Raw genomic sequence first — 16,806 nt, forward strand, 5'->3', positions numbered from 1 at the left:
TTTGCTGGCAATCGTCGCGAGCTTAGGCTGTGTTCTCTGGTGGGTCTCGGCAAAGTTACATTCTGCCTGCATCCGTGAAGCACTCGTAACGTACTTTTGTCGTGTCGCGACATCTCTCGCGTTGTGGCAACTCCAGGCGGTACGAACCAGTTGCACCCCTCCGGTCGGCTGAGTAGGTGGGTTCAGATGAGGCATGCTGTCATTGTCGGAACAGACAAGTATCCCCAGTGTCCGCTCAGTGGCTGCGTGCATGATGCGACGGACGTGGCGGAGTGCTTGAGTCTTGAGCAGTACGGATTCGACTGCAAACTGTTAATCGACGAGACGGCGACACGTTCCAATATTCTTGAAACGATTTCGGAGCTCGCTTATGTCGAAGAGGGCCCCGCTGCACGCGAATTCTTAGTCATTTACTTCGCTGGGCACGGTCAAGTTCTAGGAAACTCAGGTCACCTGATCACTATTGACGGTAAGCCGTATGATCCTGGAATATCGCTCGCGCATCTTGCGCAACTTATGGAATCGGCTAGTAAGATCTACAGTCATGCACTGGCGGTGCTTGACTGTTGTCATTCAGGATCGGCATTCACGTGGACCAATTCGCGTCCGATTATGGCCGAGGATATAGACCGCGAAGTTTCGGGAATCAACGAAAGTAGATGCGTGTTGGCGGCGTGTCGCCCTGAGGAGACCGCCAAGGAGAACGGCGTTCCGGCTCAGGGTGTATTTACTAGGTCGTTGGTTGAAGGACTTCTTGGAGATGCGGTCGACTTCAGCGGGAACGTGAGCTTGCTTAATCTTTACGAGTATGTGTCGAAGAGTATACCAGCTTCACTGCAAGTCCCTGTTTTCAAGGGTGATGTGGCTGGCACGGTAATTCTCGGTAGTGGATTCGAGGCAAGAAAAGGCCCCCCGATACCGGTTAGTGAAATCCAACGCAACATAGCGAAAGCGGCTGCTTTTGCAGACGAATACGCAAGTCTCGAGCAACGTGAACTATTTGCCGATAGGTCACATCGATTGGAGAGGGGGGCACTCAAGTGCGCTCAGCAGCTCGAGCCCCGGCTGGCATGGTTTCAAGATACCCGCCGCCGCTTGCCTGATATTGAGCGTCGGGAAGAATGGAAAAAGTTAAGTGAGCGATTTGATGCCTTTCGTCGAAACCTCACGGTTGTGGAGGAAAACCAAGTTATCGCTGGGGGGAGGGTAGTCGCCACATTGGGACGAGGGGGTTATGGAACGGTATTCCGGGTAGACCAAGAAAATGGTGAACCCTGGGCGCTCAAGGTATTCCATAATGATCACCTTGACGATGAGATTATGGTCCAGCGATTCCGAAACGGGTATCTCGGAATGAAGCGCCTCGAGCATCCTCGTATTGTTCGTGTGCGCGAGCTTATTGTTGCTCCGTACGCATTCGGAATGGATTATATTGAGGGTAAAAATCTTCGACGCCATGGTCTTGATCGCGAAGACTCAGAGGCATGCATTCGACTTCTGCTGGATATCGCTGAAGTGGTTGAACATGCTCACGTCAATGGTGTGAAACATAGGGATATTAAACCTGAGAACATAATCATTCATGTCAATGAAGCTATGGTTGCGGAGCCCTACCTAACCGACTTCGACCTCGCTTACCATGAAACAAATCGGACAATAACTACAAATGCTGGCGTTGGTGGAGTGATCAATTATGCAGCTCCAGAGCAGCTGCATGAACCCAACGCGGCATCCGCCCGCGCTGAAACCGTGGACATCTATTCCATGGGGCAGCTTTTATTCTATGTTGTCACGGGGAAGGATCCCAGTAGTCATGACTTTGATCGGAATCGGAAGACACTACTGAGGCACCTTAATGAATGGGTAGAAGAGCGAGCTTCAACTATCTTGATGGATTTGTACGTGGCGTCAACAAAGCGAAAGCCCTCGGAGCGTCCTGGGACGATGGTGGAGTTTGCTGCCGCTCTGTCGAGTGCTGAGACATACATTTTGGCTTCATCTGTTAATGACAATCTAGAAGAAGAACGGTTCTGCGAGAGAGTTGCCCGACTGTATGCCGGCTTGGGGAAGTATTCTTCTACGGGAAGGACCGCGCGCTGCAACAGTCTGTCGGGCCAACTGGAGCTGATAGTACGTTTGGCTGAAATGCATCTGAAAAAGGGCGTAGAGGTTGGCCAGATCGAAATCGAATTCTCAGTCGTTGGAAACTTCCCGGTGTCGAACTATAAATCAGGGGTCAGCGGCAGGATGGCGCTAAATACGCGGCTTGATCGTGCTCTGAAGCGCTTCCCTCGGGCGTCACGTCATTTTGGATCGAGTGGACGATATCAAGTCTTTGTCCGAGTATCCGACGTTCCTATGACGGTGCAGGGGGCTGCAGAGGTTCATGAAGTGATCCTCACGGCGGTATCTGCGATAGAGAGTCTCTAGTTGGTTCGAATTTAGAACCGATGGCGGTTAGGTAAAGTACGGAGTGGAACGTCCTTCCACGGCGTGCTGCATCCGCAAGCGAATCGACTGGTGGACGTTTAGGTGTTCTAGCCTTGCCTGCTCGACCCAGGAGACTTCCTTGCTTTCAGAGCTGGTGCGCAGTTGCCCCTTCGTCGGGATGGCCTCGAAGCAGATGGAGAACTCCTGGCGGACCTCACCGTCGTCGTAGGCGATGACACGCTTAGGGTTGGAGTACAAACCGATCACTCGCGGGACCTCGCACTCGATGCCTGTCTCCTCGCGGACTTCCCTGACCACTGCTTCGGCCAACGTCTCGCCCAGCTCCAGTTGACCCCCGGGGATGGAATACAGATCGTTGTCGGTGCGCCGGATCATCAGGATTCGGTCTTGGTCGTCCTGTATGAACGACGAGACCGCTACTGCGATGCTGTTGGCCTTGGGGGCGTTCGGGTCGTTGTAGTAGTCGACTCGGGTCATGCTGCCTCCTAGAAGGTGGCGGGCTTGGCGAGGTTCCAGACTGACTCGAAGCTCTCCGAGTACGTCTCGAAGAGGTTCCCGGCGGACAGTCTCCGCAGGTGGAGGGATGGGGCGTGGGCTCCCTGGAACCCGTACACGTGCGTGTTGATGATCATCTCGTCGTCGAACCGGAAGATCGAGTTGTAGAGCGTCGTGTTGTGGAACCGAGACCTGTTCACGAAGGTCGTTTGGCGCGAAACGTTCCGGACAGCCGCGATCAAGTACCGATGGCCGCGGGGACGGATGCATGCGCTCCGTCACTTCTACGCCTCGACGCTCCTGGCCCGTGCGGTGTCGATTACGGAGCTGGCCGACTACCTTGGCCACACGGACCCGGGCTTCAAGCTCCGGACGTACACGCACCTCGTCCCGTCGAGCCACCAGCGGGCGCGTGAGACCGTCGACGCGGTGTTCGGACGGCCTGCCCTCGATGACGGCCTCGAGGCGGCCTGATCATGAAACCGCGCCCCCGCCGACGCGAAAGCCGCCCGGTCGCACAGCCCCGAGAAGGGCAAGCGACCGGGCGGTTTCCCTTGCGTCACCAGCTACTTCAGCTCCGCGCTCGTCTTCCCCAGCACCCGCCGCGCCACGATCAACTGCTGGATCTGCTGCGTCCCCTCAAAAATGTCCAGGATCTTCGAATCCCGGGCCCACTTCTCCAGCAGGGACTCCTCCGTGTACCCGAACGCCCCCGCCAGTTCGACGCACTTCAGGGTGATGTCCACGACCGAACGGCCCGCCTTGGCCTTCGCCATCGAGGCCTGCAGTGAGTTCGGTTTGCGGTTATCCGCCATCCACGCCGATTCGAGCGTCAGCAGGTACGCCGCCTCGTAGTCGGCCTCCAGCTCCAGGTACGCCGCCGCCGCGGCGTGCTGGAGGTTCGCCGGCTTGTCGTAGTCGATCTCCACGCCCGCCTCGGACAGGATCCGCGCAGTCTCCTCCAGCGCGGCGCGGGCGAGGCCGACCGCCATGGCTGCCACCAAGGGACGGGTGTTGTCGAAGGTCTGCATGACCCCCGCGAAACCCTTCTTGGTGTCGATCTCCGGCGAGCCCAGCAGGTTCTCCTTCGGCACGCGGCAGTTGTCGAACCGCAGCACCGCCGTGTCCGACGCCCGGATGCCCAGCTTGTGCTCCAGGCGCACGACCTCGAAGCCCGGCGTGCCCTTCTCCACCACGAAGGACTTGATCGCCGCGCGACCCTTCGACCGGTCCAAAGTGGCCCACACGACCACGGCGTCCGCGCGCTGGCCCGACGTCACGAAGATCTTCTCGCCGTTGAGCACGTACGAATCGCCGTCCTCGACAGCCGTCGTCGTGATGGCCGCCGAGTCCGAACCGCAGTCGGGCTCCGTGATCGCCATCGCCGCCCACAGCTTCCCGAACCGCGCCAGCTGCTCCTCGTTCGCGACCGACGCGATCGCCGCGTTGCCCAGGCCCTGCCGCGGCATCGACAACAGCAACGCCACATCGCCCCAGCACATCTCGATCGTGCCGAGGACCGTGCTCAGGTTGCCGCCGTTGCGGTTACCGGAAGAGTCTTTCCCGGAAGATTCTCGCCGGACGCCTGCTGCACCGGCACCACCTTCGCCGGAAGAGTTCAAACCGTCGAGGACCGCGGCGAACATGTCCAGCTCTTTCGGGTAGGCGTGCTCCGCGCGGTCGTACTTCCGCGAAATCGGGCGCAACACCTGGGAAGCGGCCTGGTACGCCTGGTTGATCAGCGCGCCGGCCTTCTTCGGGGGCTCGAGGTTGATCACAGCAAAGCCTTTCTGGGAACAGGAGGAGCGCTAGAGGAGGACGACGCCTTCGGCGATGCCGATCGCCCGCAGGTCGCGATACCACCGCTCCACGGGGTGTTCCTTCGTGAACCCGTGGCCGCCGAGGAGCTGCACACCGGCGCTGCCGATCCGCATCCCCTTGTCCGCGGCCAGTTTCCGGGCCAGCGCGACCTCACGCGCGTACGGCTTGCCCTGCTCGGCCCGCGCGGCGGCCCGCAGCGTCACCAGCCGCATGCCCTCCAGCTCGATCGCGATGTCGGCCACCGAGAACGCCACCGCCTGCCGGTGGCTGATCGGTTCGCCGAACGCCGTGCGCTCGTTGACGTACGGGATCACGTAGTCCAGCACGGCCTTCGCGGTCCCCGTCGCCAGCGCCGCCCAGCCCAGCCGCGACAGGCGCACCACGTCGGCGAACACCTCGGGCGAGCCGAGCAACGCGCCCGCGGGCAGCTTCACCTTGTCCAGGAACAGTTTTCCGGTCGCCGCGCCGCGCAGGCCCATCGCGGGCTCGGCCTCGACCGTCAACCCCTGCGACGAGGACTCGACGACGAACAACGCCGGTCCACGGCCTTCGAGGTCGGCCGACACGATGAACAACTCAGCCTGCGCGGCACGCGGCACCAGGGACTTCACGCCATCCAGCTGGTACCCCGACGGCGTGCGGCGCGCCTTCACGGCGGGCTTGAACGGGTCGAACAGCGGGCGCGGCTCCTGCAACGCGAGCGCCGCCGCCGGCACGTTCTCCCCGACGAACGCGGGCAGGTAGTCGGCCTGCTGCTGCGCGTCGCCCCACAGGACGAGCGCCGTGCTCACCGCCGACGGCGCCAGCACCGCCACCGCCAGCCCGAGGTCGCCGTGCGCGAGCGCTTCGGCGATCAGCGCGCTCGTCACGACCGAACGCTCCGTGGCCGCGCCGCCCAGCTCCTCGGGGATGCCGATGAGCGTCACACCCAGTTCGGCGGCCCGCGCGAGCAGGCCGTCCGGCGGGGCGAGCTTCGCGTCCGCCTCCGCCGCGGCGGGCCGCAGCTGCTCGGCGGCGAACTCGCGCACCGTCTCGGCGATCATCTGCTGCTCGTCGGTGGGCGTGACGTCGAACAGGCCCTTGTCCTCGGGCTTGCCCGGACGTGCCGGTTTCCCGGTCACCCGTGCCGACTTGAACGCCCGCGATGCGGCGCCCGCGGCGCGGAACCCGTTCTTCGTCGCCGCGCCCACCAGGTTCTGCACGGGCACGCGCAGTCCCGCGCGTTCGAGCGTCCTGCTGCCCGCAAGCTTGGTCAACGCGGCGAGCCCCGCCCCCATGACATCCCGCTTCCGCCGCGGTGTTCCGTTGAGCGCTGCCACCTGGCACTCCTTGGTCGGCCGTTACCTACTCGTGAGTAGGTTAGCACGGATCCCGGTAGCTTGGCCCGCATGGAGATCCGACGACTGCACCGCGCCCCTGGCCGCATCGAGTTCCAGACCCGCCAGGGGCCGGCGGACGAGTGGCAGCCCACCAGCGAGAACCCACTCGGGTACGCGCCACCGTTCGGCGACGAATGGGAGATCGAGCGCCTCCGCCCGGCGGACGGCGCGGTCCTGCTGCCGTTCCAGCCGTTGTCGTTCCGCGACTTCATGATCTACGAACAGCACGTGGTCGACGCCGGACGCGGCTACGCCCGCCGCTTCCTGCCCGCCGTGTCGCGCCTCGCGGGCGGGTACGAGGCGTTGACCAGGCGCGTTTTCCCCGCGTTCCAGCCGAACAAGCTCTGGTACCGCCAGCCCGTCTACTACATGAGCAACGCGCTGACGTTCGTGCCGAGCGGCACGCCGGTCTCCTGCCCGCCGTACTCGCAGGCACTGGACTACGAGCTCGAACTGGGCTTCGTGCTCGGCCGTCCGCTGCGGGACGCCTCGCCGGAGGAGGCCGAGCAGGCCATCGCGGCGTTCGTCGTGCTGTGCGACTTCAGCGCCAGGGACGTGCAGATCCCGGAGATGCGCAGTGGTTTCGGCCCGCAGAAGGCGAAGCACTTCGTCAACTCGCTGTCGGCCACCGCCGTCACCGCGGACGCCGTGCGCTGGCGCGAGCTCACCGGCGCCGTCCGGATCAACGGCGAGGTCGTGGCGGAGCCCCGCAGCGCGGATGCCCGCTATTCGCTGGGCGAGTTGCTCGCGCACGCGTCACGCGGCGAGAACCTGTACGCCGGGGAGCTGTTCGCCACCGGCACGCTGCCGGGCGGCAGCGGGATGGAGAACGGGCACTGGCTGCGACCGGGCGACACCCTCCGGCTCGAAATCGAGGGAGTCGGCGCCATCGAACACCCGATCAGCTGACCGCGAGCACCGTCTTCATCAGGACCTCCAGCTCCGCGGGCAGGTTGGGCCGGGCGTTGAGGCGGCGCGTGCGCGCGAGGTCGTTGGCGATCGTGAGGGCCGCGTGCACGGTGATCTTGGCTTCGCGCGGGGGGAGTTCCGGCCGGGCGGCACACAGCAGGTTCACCCACTGGGCGACGTAGTCCCGCTGCACGCGCACGAGCTCGGCGCGTTCCTGCTCGGCCAGGTTCACGCCGTCGATGGAGAACGACACGCTCAGCTCCGCCGATCCGGTGAGCACGCGCACGTAGGAGTCCACCAGCCGGCGTAGTGCCTCCGCCTCGTCCGAGCTCCCGCGCAGCGCCTCCTCCGTGCCGAGCGCGAGGCGGTCGGCCGCCCGGCGCGCGATCGCGTGGAGCAGGCTCGCCTTGCTGGGGAAGTGCCGGTACACGCTCGGTCCCGCGATGCCCGCGGCCGCGCCGATGTCCTCCATGCTCACGTCGTGGAAGCCGCGGCGGTGGAACAGCTCGGCGGCCGCGGCGAGCAGCTGCTCGCGGCGGGAGGACGTGCCGAGGTTGCTCACCGGAACCGGTGGCGCGGCCTCACCCGCCTCGGGCAGATCGGCCTGCAGCACGCGTTTGGCGAGCTCGGTGAGCAACTGCACGAACCGGCGTTTGGCCACCGTCGTGTGGTGGACGGAGACACTGCCGAACACGCTCAGCGCCGCCCAGCACAGCAGCTCCGCGTCCGACGCGGACAGCTCCGGCCGCTGCTCCATCAGCACCTTCGCCCAGGACGTGAGGATCGCGCTGGAGCGGCGGCCGATCTCCCGCTGGTCCTCGGGCGAGAGGTGCTTGCCCTCCCAGCGCCACAGGGCCGCCACGTCGCGCCGCTCGACCGATGCGGCGGCGATGCCGTCGAGCAGGCGGTCCACCTGCTCGGCGTCCGGCTTGCCCAGCGTGCTCAGGGCCCGGGTGGTCTCCGTCTCCATGTCGCGTACGGCGGAGAGGAGCACGTACGCGAGCACGGCCTGCTTGTCGGCGAAGTGCCGGTACAGCGCGGGGCCGGTCACGCCGGCCGCCGCGGCGATGTCGTTGATGCCCACCCCGTGGTAGCCGCGGGCGCGGAACAGCTCGGCCGCACAGGCGGCGAGCTGGTGGCGGCGGTCGGCGGCGCGACGGCTTCTGGGGGTCGTCATGGTGAGACCACTCTAGCTCGCGCGGATCACACGGCAACCGGTTGACACCTGGGGATTCAGGCGGATTATGTTAATGAGGATTAGCGTGAACCCGAGGAAAGGCCGCACGCGTGAGCAACGAGGCATACATCTACGAGGCCATCCGCACGCCTCGTGGCAGGAACAAGGGCGGGTCCCTGCACGGGACCAAGCCGATCGACCTGGTGGTCGGTCTGATCGACGAGCTCAAGGCGCGCCACCCCGGTCTGGACCCGGCCAGGATCGAGGACATCATCCTGGGCGTCGTGTCCCCGGTCGGTGACCAGGGCGCCGACATCGCGCGGGCCGCGGCGATGGCCGCCGGCCTGCCCGACACGGTCGCCGGCGTGCAGCTCAACCGGTTCTGCTCGTCCGGGCTGGAGGCCGTCAACCAGGCCGCGGCCCGCGTGCGCTCGGGCTGGGAGAGCCTGATCCTCGCCGGTGGCGTCGAGTCGATGTCGCGCGTGCCGATGGGGTCCGACGGCGGCCCGATGTTCACCGACCCCGCCACGAACTACGACACGTACTTCGTGCCGCAGGGCATCGGCGCCGACCTGATCGCCACCATCGAGGGCTTCTCGCGCGAGGACGTCGACCGGTTCGCGGTCCGCTCGCAGGAGAAGGCCGAGGCGGCGTGGTCGGGCGGCTACTTCGCCAAGTCCGTCGTACCGGTCAAGGACATCAACGGCGTGACGATCCTCGACCACGACGAGCACCGCCGCCCCGGGACCACGCTGGAGAGCCTCGCCAAGCTCAAGCCCGCGTTCGAGGGCATCGGCGAGTTCGGCGGGTTCGACGCGGTGGCGCTGCAGAAGTACCACTGGGTGGAGAAGATCGACCACGTGCACACCGGCGGCAACTCGTCGGGCATCGTCGACGGCGCCGCGCTGGTGCTGCTCGGTGACGAGCAGGTCGGCAAGGACCTCGGGCTCACGCCGCGGGCGCGCGTCGTGGCCACCGCGATCACCGGCTCCGACCCGACGATCATGCTGACGGGGCCGACGCCCGCGACGCAGAAGGTGCTCGCGAAGGCGGGCCTGACCACCGACGACATCGACCTGTTCGAGCTGAACGAGGCGTTCGCGTCGGTCGTGCTGAAGTGGATGAAGGACCTGAAGCTGCCGGAGGAGAAGGTCAACGTCAACGGCGGCGCCATCGCGATGGGGCACCCGCTGGGCGCGACCGGTGCCATGATCCTCGGCACGATGGTGGACGAACTGGAGCGGCGCCAGGCCCGCCGCGCGCTGCTGTCGCTGTGCATCGGCGGCGGCATGGGTATCGCGACGATCATCGAGCGGGTGTGAGCATGACCAACACGATTCAGTGGGACCAGGACTCCGACGGCATCGTCGTGCTGACCCTGGACGACCCGAACCAGTCGGCGAACACGATGAACGCCGACTTCCGCGAGTCCTTCGCGAAGACCGTCGACCGGCTGGAGTCCGAAAAGGACTCGATCACCGGTGTCGTGCTCACCTCGGCGAAGAAGACGTTCTTCGCGGGTGGTGACCTCAGGGACCTGATCCAGGCGACGCCGGAGCACGCGGCGGAGTTCACCCGCAGCACCGACGAGATGAAGGCGCAGATGCGCCGGCTGGAGACGCTGGGCAAGCCGGTGGTCGCCGCCATCAACGGCGCCGCGCTCGGTGGTGGCCTGGAGCTCGCGCTCGCCGCGCACCACCGCATCGTCGCCGACGTGAAGGGGACCGTGCTCGGGTTCCCCGAGGTGACGCTGGGTCTGCTGCCCGGCGGTGGCGGCGTGGCGCGCACCGTGCGGCTGGTGGGCATCCAGAACGCGGTGATGAACTGGCTCGTGCAGGGCCAGCGGCACAAGCCGGCCAAGGCCGTCGAGCTGGGCCTCGCGCACGAGGTCGTGTCCTCTGTGGACGAACTGCTGCCGAAGGCCAAGGAGTGGATCAAGGCCAACCCCGGGGCGCAGCAGCCGTGGGACGTCAAGGGCTTCAAGATCCCCGGTGGCACGCCGTCGAACCCGTCGTTCGCGGCGAACCTGCCCGCGTTCCCGGCGAACCTGCGCAAGCAGCTCAAGGGCGCGCCGATGCCCGCCCCGCGCGCGATCCTCGCCGCGGCGGTCGAGGGCGCGCAGGTGGACATCGACACCGCGACGAAGATCGAGACGCGCTACTTCGTGAGCCTGGCGACCGGCCAGGTCGCGAAGAACATGACGAAGGCGTTCTTCTTCGACCTGCAGCACATCAACTCCGGTGGCTCGCGGCCCGACGGCTACGAGAAGTACACGGCGAAGAAGGTCGGCGTGCTCGGCGCCGGCATGATGGGTGCCGCGATCGCGTACGTCTCGGCGAAGGCCGGGATCGACGTGGTGCTCAAGGACGTCTCGCTGGAGGCGGCCGAGAAGGGCAAGGGCTACGCGGTCAAGCTGGAGGAGAAAGCGCTTTCTCGCGGCAAGACCACGAAGGAGCGCTCGGACGCGTTGCTGGCCCGCATCAAGCCCACGGCCGACCCCGAGGACTTCAAGGGCGTCGACTTCGTGATCGAGGCCGTGTTCGAGAGCCAGGAACTGAAGCACAAGGTGTTCGGCGAGATCGAGAACATCGTCAACCCGGACGCGGTGCTCGGCTCCAACACCTCGACGCTGCCGATCACCGGTCTCGCGCAGGGCGTGCGGCGACAGGAGGACTTCATCGGCATCCACTTCTTCTCGCCGGTGGACAAGATGCCGCTCGTGGAGATCATCCGCGGGGAGAAGACGTCGGACGCGACGCTCGCCAAGGTCTTCGACTTCACGCTGCAGATCAAGAAGACGCCCATCGTGGTGAACGACAGCCGCGGGTTCTTCACCTCGCGGGTGATCGGCACGTTCATCAACGAGGCGGTCGCGGCGGTCGGTGAGGGCGTCGAGCCGGCGTCGATCGAGCAGGCGGGTGCGCAGGCCGGGTACCCGGCGCCGCCGCTGCAGCTGATGGACGAGCTGACCCTGACGCTGCCGAGGAAGATCCGGCAGGAGACGCGTTCGGCGATCGAGGCCGCGGGCGGCACCTGGACGCCGCACGCGTCGGAGGCCGTGATCGACCGCATGATCGACGAGTTCGACCGCAAGGGCCGCTCGTCGGGCGCGGGCTTCTACTCCTACGACGAGAACGGCAAGCGAGCGGGGCTGTGGCCGGGCCTGCGGGACGCGTTCAAGTCGGGCAGCGCGCAGGTCCCGTTCAAGGACCTGCAGGAGCGGATGCTGTTCGCCGAGGCGCTGGAGACGGTGAAGTGCTTCGACGAGGGCGTGCTGACCTCGGTGCAGGACGCCAACATCGGGTCGATCTTCGGCATCGGTTTCCCGGCGTGGACCGGTGGGGTGATCCAGTACATCAACCAGTACGAGGGCGGGCTGAAGGGCTTCGTCGCCAGGGCCCGCGAGCTGGCCGAGCGGTACGGTGACCACTTCCAGCCGCCGGAGAGCCTCGTGAAGAAGGCCGAGAACGGCGAGATCTTCGAGTAAGGGCAAGGGAAAAGGCGCTCTCTCCCGGTCGGGGGAGGGCGCCTTTTCCCTTGCCACTAGGGTTCCCGGACGCGTTCCAGCACGACGACGGGGATCTGCCTGCCGGAGGCCGCCTCGAACTCGGCGAACTTCGGGACGAGCGCTATCTCCTTCGCCCAGATCCGCTCGCGCTCCGCGCCCTCCGCGACCCTGGCCACGACCGGCACCGTTTCCGCTCCCACCTCGACCGTGGTTCGCGGGCGCGCCACGAGGTTGCGGTACCACGCCGGGTTTTTCGGGCTGCCGCCGTGAGTCGCGAAGACGGCCCACCCGTTGTCGACCGGTTGGTAGAACAACGGGCTGATCCGTTCGCGCCCCGTTCTGGCTCCGATGTGGTGCACCAGGATCAGCGGCATCCCCCGCTCGTCGAACCCGGAGAACCGGGGCGGGATGGGACGTCCCGCGGCGAACTCCTCCTCGGTGCTCCACGGCACGTACCCGCCGTGCGCCCGGAACTCGGCGATGATCCGGGCGTTCCAGGCGGCCTTGGTCTCGTCCCCGGGAATCGTGGATGGATCGGACATGTCATCTCCTCTGCTAACCGGAGCACGTGCTCCGCACGTTAGCACAGATGTGGAGCACGTGCTCCGGATAAAGCGGTATGCTGGTCACCATGGCAGTGGCCGAACCGGACAACGCCGCGCGGCGCGCGCCGCGCGTGGACGCGATCCGCAACCGGGAAGCGATCGTGCGGGCCGCCGCCGAAGTGCTGGCCGAGCAGGGCGCCGCGGTGGACGTGCGCGAGATCGCCCGGCGCAGCGGGGTGGGGATGGGCACCCTCTACCGGCACTTCCCGAAGAAGGAGGACCTCGTCCAGACGGTCCTGCGGCAGGACTTCTCCAGGTGGGCCGAGTCCGCCCGGCAGGCGGCGATCGCCGCCGAGGACCCCTGGGCGGCGATCGCCGACTTCTACGAGCAGGCCCTGACCGGCTACGCCCGTCACCGCGCCATCGTGGAGAACCTCGCGCTGACCTGGTCGGATCCCGACCTGGAGGGCATCCAGCAGCTTCGCCTCGTCATCGAGGAACTGTGCGCCCGCGCCCAGGCCGCTGGCCTGCTGCGCCCCGGCGTGACCACCGACGACCTGCTGCTCCTGCTGGTCTCACTGGGGCACGCCGTCCAGGTCACCGACGAGTGCCGCCCGCGGATGTGGCGCAGGCTGCTGCACATCTCCCTCGACGGCCTGCGTGCCGATCGCGGGGAACCACTTCCCGGCGATGACGTGTCAGTCCACTGAGGACGGTCAGAACTGGCAGAACATGTTCGCGTCGGAGGGCACCCAGCGCCGTGCCGACGTCGCCGTGTCGTTGATCTCCGGTGGCACCGCGGACCTCGACTGACCGGGTTCGATCGTCATGCAGACGCCCCTGTAGTTGGAGTCGGAGAAGACGAGCCACCTGTCCTGCGAGCGGTTCCAGTACGAGGTCATCTTGTCGTTGAAATCGTTGCCGAAGTTCGGCGAGTCCGCGTTGAGCAGGCCGTAGAAGTAGCCGGTGTAGGCGTTGTTCTCCCACATGCAGAACCAGCCGTCGGCGCACTGGTCGTAGCTGGCGGAGGCAGGCGTCGCCATCGCGACCGTCGCCGCCGCCGCGGTTGCCAGTGCGATACCGGCCGAGGCCATCCGTCTCGTCCGCGTCGTGATCTTCAACAGTTACTCCCGTTCGTCGTCGTGGAGTGCTACTGAGATGACGCGACGACGGTACCTCCGGCGAGCACGCGGATGAGCTGTCCGATTGCTCGTCGGAATGATGGGGAAGCGCTTTCTGCCCGTCACAACAACGGGGGCACGACCGCATCGATCAAGTGCGGGCCCGGCTCCGCCTGCGCGGCCCGGAACTGCTCCGCCAGTTCCTCGGCGGTCGTCGCCCTGGTGGCGGGGACTCCCATGCCCTCGGCGATCTTCGCGAAGTCCATGTCCGGTTTGGACAGATCGAGCAGCGCGTTCGCCTTGGGGCCACTGCTTTCCGCGCCCACCCGCTGCAGCTCCATGCGCAGGATGGCGTAAGCGCTGTTGTTCAGGATGACCGTCGTGACATCGAGGTTTTCCCTTGCGTGCGTCCACAGCGCCGAAATCGTGTACAGCGCACTGCCGTCGGCCTGCAGTGCGATCACCGGGCGGTCCGGGGCGGCCACCGCGGCACCCGTCGCGACCGGGAGACCCTGCCCGATCGCGCCACCGGTCAGGGTGAGCACGTCGTGCCGGGGCGCGCCCGCCGTGGCGTTCGGCAGCAGGACGCCGGAAGTGTTCGTTTCGTCCGAGATGATCGCGTTCTCCGGCAGCAGCGCGCCGATCACCTCGACCCAGTTCTGCGCTGTCAGCGGACCGGACGGGAGCTCCGGCCGCCGCGCCTCCTGCAGCACGGGCTCGACCCCGGCCGCGACCTCGTCCGCGAGTGCTTCGAGCGCGCCGACCACGTCGTGGTCCAGCTCGGCGAGCGTGTGCACCTGCGCGCCCTCCGGCACGAGGTCGCTGGGCTTGCCCGGGTACGCGAAGAACGACACCGGGGACTTCGTGCCGGCGACGATCAGGTGCTTGATGCCGCTGAGCTGGTGGGTCGCCTGCTCGGCGAGGTACCCCAGCCGCTCGATGGTCGGCAGACCCGCGCCCCGCTCCAGCCGCGCGGGGAACGTCTCGATGAAGGCCTTCGCCCCCGTCGCCGCGGTGATGCGGCTGACCGCGCGCAACCCGGCCTCACGGCACGCGGGACCACCGATCAGCACGGCGACCGGCTCACCGGACCGCAGCACCTCGGCCACGGCCTGCACCTTGCCGGGCGCCACGGCGTGCGGCTTGCGTGGCGGGATGGGTGCCACGGCTGTCCCGCCGTCGCCCCACGAGACGTCCGCGGGCAGGATCAGCGTCGCCACCCGGCCCGGCGGGTCCATCGACGCGGCGACGGCGGCCGCGGCGTCCGCCCCGACGTCCGCGGTGCTGTGCGACTCGCGGACCCAGCCCTGGAGCGAGCCGGCGACCGCGAGGATGTCCGACTCCAGCGGCGCGTCGTACTTCTTGTGGTGCGTGGCGTGATCACCGGCGACGTTGACGACCGGCGTGTGCGCGCGGCGCGCGTTGTGCAGGTTCGCCAGGCCGTTGCCCAGCCCCGGCCCGAGGTGCAGCAAGGTGGCGGCGGGCTTCCCCGCGATGCGCGCGTACCCGTCCGCCGCCCCCGTGACGACGCCTTCGAACAGGCCGAGCACGCCCCGCATCTCCGGCACGGAATCCAGCGCCGCGACGAAGTGCATCTCGGACGTGCCGGGATTGGCGAAGCACACGTCGACACCCGCGTCGACCAGTGTCCGGATCAGTGACTGCGCGCCGTTCATGTTGCTCCTAAAACCTGTTTGTTGCGGCTTGCGTAGCGGTGCGGGTGGCGGAACCTGAGGCGGCCCCTCGCTCCGGGATCGCCTCCTCATGACCGCCAGGTCACCACGGAGGCGCTGTCCTCGCGAGGAACCGCCTCAGAACCCGCGGCGGTGCCGGTTGCTCGGGTGGTGGAAGCGGCTCCGCCGCTCCGAAAGGACAACCTAATCGAAAAGGACGCCGGGGTTGAGGATGCCTTGGGGATCGAAGGCTTGTTTGAGGCGCCGGAGCAGCGCGACCTTCGCCGGGTCCTCCAGCTCCAGGTAGTGCCGCTTCTTCGCCTGCCCGATGCCGTGTTCCCCGGAGATCGCGCCGCCGCGGGCTATCGCGGCCGCGAAGACGTCGTGCAGCAGCCGGTACCGCTTCTCCTGGTCCTTGCAGAAGATCCCCAGGTGCAGGTTCCCGTCCCCGGCGTGCCCGCAGCCGACCGCGCCCGCCTCGGCCGCCGTCGCCAGTTCCCGCACCTCCGCGAGGAAACCGGGCATCTCCGTGCGGGGCACGACCACGTCGATGATCTCGTCGGCCCCGGCGGCCTTCGCCGTCCAGAAAGCCTTTTCCCGCGCTTCGATCAGCTTGCGCGCCGACCCGCCTTCCAGCACGTACACGTCGCTCGCCCCGAGCTCGCCGAGCAGCTCACCGGCCCGCTCGACGTCGCCGTCGAGGCGGTCGGCCTCCCGGTTTTCCAGCCCCACCACCAGGTAGGCCTGCGTGGCATCCCGCACCTCGTCCGGGATGCCGAGCGACAGCTTCTCGTTGTAGGTGATCGCCGCCATCGTCAGGTTGTCGATGTACTCGAGGATGTGCGGCGCGAGCCCGGCCTCCAGTATCCGCGGCACGGCCCGCATCACCTGGTCCAGGTCCCCGAACGGGGCGAGCAGCGTCGCGGAGTGCGCCAGCCGCGGGGCGAGCTTGACGACGACCTCGGTGGCCAGCGCGAGAGTGCCCTCGGAGCCGATGATCAGCTGCGTGAGGTCGTAACCCGTGGAGATCTTCGAGGTGCGGCCGCCGGTCCGGATGATCTCGCCGGTCGGCAGCACCGCCTGCAACCCCAGCACGTTGTGGCGCGTCACGCCGTACTTGACGGCCCGCATCCCGCCCGCGTTCGTGCCGACCGTGCCGCCGACGGACGCGCTCAGCTCACCGGGGTAGACGGGGTAGGACAGCCCGGCTTCGGCGGCCCGCTCGTCAAGCTCAGCGAGGCTGACGCCGGGCTGGACGACGGCGACCTGGTTGCCGGTGTCGATCTCGAGCACGGAGTTCATGCGTTCGAAGGAGATCAGCAGCCCGTCCTCGCGGGGCCGCGCCGCGCCGGACATGCCGCTGCCCGCTCCGCGCGCGGTGACGTGGACGCCGTGCTCCCCGGCCGCGACGAGCAGGGCCGAGACTTCCTCGGCGGTGGCGGGTTTGGCCACGAAGGCCGGCTTGCGGGGTTCCGTGGTCAGGGACTCGTCGTGCGCGTAGTCCTCGCTGACCTGGTCCCCGGCCAGCAGATGGGTCCTGCCGACGATCTCGGCGAACCGTGCTGCCGCGTCACCCATGACGTGCACCCGCCTTCCCGTACGCGTTGCTGGTCGCAGCCTAGTACGGGCGGGTAACTTCCCGGTGATCTCGGTGGAAGCGGCGGTGCGGGTGGAAGGGCCGCCGCGTGAACGCGCACCGGCGCTGGGCCGGACGTGCCCGCCACGGG

At 66.8% G+C, this 16,806-nt stretch carries 14 protein-coding genes and 1 pseudogene; 6 read left to right on the top strand and 9 right to left on the bottom strand.

The window, feature by feature from the left end:
* Positions 1 to 186 precede the first annotated feature (186 nt).
* Complete coding sequence (locus ABFX51_RS35560; RefSeq protein ID WP_346056384.1) at positions 187 to 2,430, top strand: protein kinase domain-containing protein; 2,244 nt, start codon at positions 187 to 189, stop codon at positions 2,428 to 2,430.
* A 27-nt stretch (positions 2,431 to 2,457) separates the two neighbouring features.
* On the opposite strand, the gene ABFX51_RS35565 is transcribed toward ABFX51_RS35560, so the two are convergent.
* Both ABFX51_RS35565 and ABFX51_RS35570 read right to left on the bottom strand, forming a co-directional pair.
* Positions 2,458 to 2,928 carry an NUDIX hydrolase gene (locus ABFX51_RS35565; RefSeq protein ID WP_346056385.1) on the bottom strand — a complete coding sequence of 157 codons (471 nt, stop codon included), beginning with the start codon at positions 2,926 to 2,928 and terminating at the stop codon, positions 2,458 to 2,460.
* Between the two features lie 8 nt (positions 2,929 to 2,936).
* Positions 2,937 to 3,134, bottom strand: a pseudogene (locus ABFX51_RS35570) (XRE family transcriptional regulator); the annotation flags it as partial.
* Positions 3,135 to 3,210: 76 nt separating this feature from the next.
* On the opposite strand from ABFX51_RS35570, the gene ABFX51_RS35575 reads away from it, so the two are divergent.
* On the top strand, positions 3,211 to 3,420 hold the full coding sequence (locus ABFX51_RS35575) for a site-specific integrase (protein WP_428832527.1): 210 nt from the start codon (positions 3,211 to 3,213) through the stop codon (positions 3,418 to 3,420).
* A 92-nt stretch (positions 3,421 to 3,512) separates the two neighbouring features.
* Here ABFX51_RS35575 and ABFX51_RS35580 read toward each other — a convergent pair whose 3' ends face one another.
* Together ABFX51_RS35580 and ABFX51_RS35585 are read right to left on the bottom strand one after the other, a co-directional pair.
* A complete protein-coding gene (locus tag ABFX51_RS35580) occupies positions 3,513 to 4,724 on the bottom strand; it encodes an acyl-CoA dehydrogenase family protein (protein ID WP_346056388.1) in 1,212 nt (403 codons plus the stop codon).
* A gap of 30 nt (positions 4,725 to 4,754) precedes the next feature.
* The gene (locus tag ABFX51_RS35585) at positions 4,755 to 6,044 is read right to left on the bottom strand and encodes an acyl-CoA dehydrogenase family protein (RefSeq protein ID WP_346056449.1); all 1,290 of its coding nucleotides are present in this window, start codon (positions 6,042 to 6,044) and stop codon (positions 4,755 to 4,757) included.
* Positions 6,045 to 6,155: 111 nt separating this feature from the next.
* On the opposite strand from ABFX51_RS35585, the gene ABFX51_RS35590 reads away from it, so the two are divergent.
* Positions 6,156 to 7,055 carry a fumarylacetoacetate hydrolase family protein gene (locus tag ABFX51_RS35590; protein WP_346056390.1) on the top strand — a complete coding sequence of 300 codons (900 nt, stop codon included), beginning with the start codon at positions 6,156 to 6,158 and terminating at the stop codon, positions 7,053 to 7,055.
* Here ABFX51_RS35590 and ABFX51_RS35595 read toward each other — a convergent pair.
* Complete coding sequence (locus ABFX51_RS35595; protein ID WP_346056392.1) at positions 7,048 to 8,232, bottom strand: TetR/AcrR family transcriptional regulator; 1,185 nt, start codon at positions 8,230 to 8,232, stop codon at positions 7,048 to 7,050. The genes ABFX51_RS35590 and ABFX51_RS35595 overlap by 8 nt on opposite strands.
* Before the next feature lie 110 nt (positions 8,233 to 8,342).
* Between ABFX51_RS35595 and ABFX51_RS35600 the strand changes: the two genes are divergently transcribed.
* Positions 8,343 to 9,554 carry an acetyl-CoA C-acetyltransferase gene (locus ABFX51_RS35600; protein WP_346056394.1) on the top strand — a complete coding sequence of 404 codons (1,212 nt, stop codon included), beginning with the start codon at positions 8,343 to 8,345 and terminating at the stop codon, positions 9,552 to 9,554.
* Positions 9,555 to 9,556: 2 nt separating this feature from the next.
* Entirely contained in the window at positions 9,557 to 11,719 is a 2,163-nt protein-coding gene (locus tag ABFX51_RS35605) for a 3-hydroxyacyl-CoA dehydrogenase NAD-binding domain-containing protein (RefSeq protein ID WP_428832528.1), read from the top strand.
* A gap of 56 nt (positions 11,720 to 11,775) precedes the next feature.
* On the opposite strand, the gene ABFX51_RS35610 is transcribed toward ABFX51_RS35605, so the two are convergent.
* Positions 11,776 to 12,282 carry a nitroreductase/quinone reductase family protein gene (locus ABFX51_RS35610; RefSeq protein WP_346056398.1) on the bottom strand — a complete coding sequence of 169 codons (507 nt, stop codon included), beginning with the start codon at positions 12,280 to 12,282 and terminating at the stop codon, positions 11,776 to 11,778.
* Positions 12,283 to 12,371: 89 nt separating this feature from the next.
* Here ABFX51_RS35610 and ABFX51_RS35615 point away from each other — a divergent pair, with 89 nt between their 5' ends.
* Positions 12,372 to 12,995, top strand: coding sequence for a TetR/AcrR family transcriptional regulator (locus ABFX51_RS35615; RefSeq protein WP_346056399.1), 624 nt, complete (start codon positions 12,372 to 12,374; stop codon positions 12,993 to 12,995).
* A gap of 6 nt (positions 12,996 to 13,001) precedes the next feature.
* Here the strand turns inward: ABFX51_RS35615 and ABFX51_RS35620 are convergent, their stop codons facing one another.
* The 3 genes from ABFX51_RS35620 to ABFX51_RS35630 form a co-directional block, all read right to left on the bottom strand.
* Positions 13,002 to 13,406: a peptidase inhibitor family I36 protein gene (locus tag ABFX51_RS35620; RefSeq protein ID WP_346056401.1), complete on the bottom strand. Its 405-nt coding sequence runs from the start codon at positions 13,404 to 13,406 to the stop codon at positions 13,002 to 13,004.
* Between the two features lie 122 nt (positions 13,407 to 13,528).
* Positions 13,529 to 15,082, bottom strand: coding sequence for an acetolactate synthase large subunit (locus ABFX51_RS35625; RefSeq protein WP_346056402.1), 1,554 nt, complete (start codon positions 15,080 to 15,082; stop codon positions 13,529 to 13,531).
* A gap of 201 nt (positions 15,083 to 15,283) precedes the next feature.
* Positions 15,284 to 16,657: an FAD-binding oxidoreductase gene (locus ABFX51_RS35630; RefSeq protein ID WP_346056403.1), complete on the bottom strand. Its 1,374-nt coding sequence runs from the start codon at positions 16,655 to 16,657 to the stop codon at positions 15,284 to 15,286.
* Between the last annotated feature and the right edge of the window lie 149 nt (positions 16,658 to 16,806).

The sequence above is a fragment of the Amycolatopsis dongchuanensis genome, from assembly GCF_039542405.1.
In the GTDB taxonomy this organism is placed as follows: Bacteria; Actinomycetota; Actinomycetes; order Mycobacteriales; family Pseudonocardiaceae; genus Amycolatopsis_E; species Amycolatopsis_E sacchari.

Bases quoted from the DNA above. Each gene is read 5' to 3' on its own strand.
- ABFX51_RS35560 (WP_346056384.1), top strand. From the start codon at position 187: ATGAGGCATGCTGTCATTGTCGGAACAGACAAGTATCCCCAGTGTCCG.
- ABFX51_RS35565 (WP_346056385.1), bottom strand. From the start codon at position 2,928: ATGACCCGAGTCGACTACTACAACGACCCGAACGCCCCCAAGGCCAAC.
- ABFX51_RS35575 (WP_428832527.1), top strand. From the start codon at position 3,211: ATGCATGCGCTCCGTCACTTCTACGCCTCGACGCTCCTGGCCCGTGCG.
- ABFX51_RS35585 (WP_346056449.1), bottom strand. From the start codon at position 6,044: ATGGGGGCGGGGCTCGCCGCGTTGACCAAGCTTGCGGGCAGCAGGACG.
- ABFX51_RS35590 (WP_346056390.1), top strand. From the start codon at position 6,156: ATGGAGATCCGACGACTGCACCGCGCCCCTGGCCGCATCGAGTTCCAG.
- ABFX51_RS35595 (WP_346056392.1), bottom strand. From the start codon at position 8,232: ATGACGACCCCCAGAAGCCGTCGCGCCGCCGACCGCCGCCACCAGCTC.
- ABFX51_RS35605 (WP_428832528.1), top strand. From the start codon at position 9,557: ATGACCAACACGATTCAGTGGGACCAGGACTCCGACGGCATCGTCGTG.
- ABFX51_RS35610 (WP_346056398.1), bottom strand. From the start codon at position 12,282: ATGTCCGATCCATCCACGATTCCCGGGGACGAGACCAAGGCCGCCTGG.
- ABFX51_RS35615 (WP_346056399.1), top strand. From the start codon at position 12,372: ATGGCAGTGGCCGAACCGGACAACGCCGCGCGGCGCGCGCCGCGCGTG.
- ABFX51_RS35625 (WP_346056402.1), bottom strand. From the start codon at position 15,082: ATGAACGGCGCGCAGTCACTGATCCGGACACTGGTCGACGCGGGTGTC.
- ABFX51_RS35630 (WP_346056403.1), bottom strand. From the start codon at position 16,657: ATGGGTGACGCGGCAGCACGGTTCGCCGAGATCGTCGGCAGGACCCAT.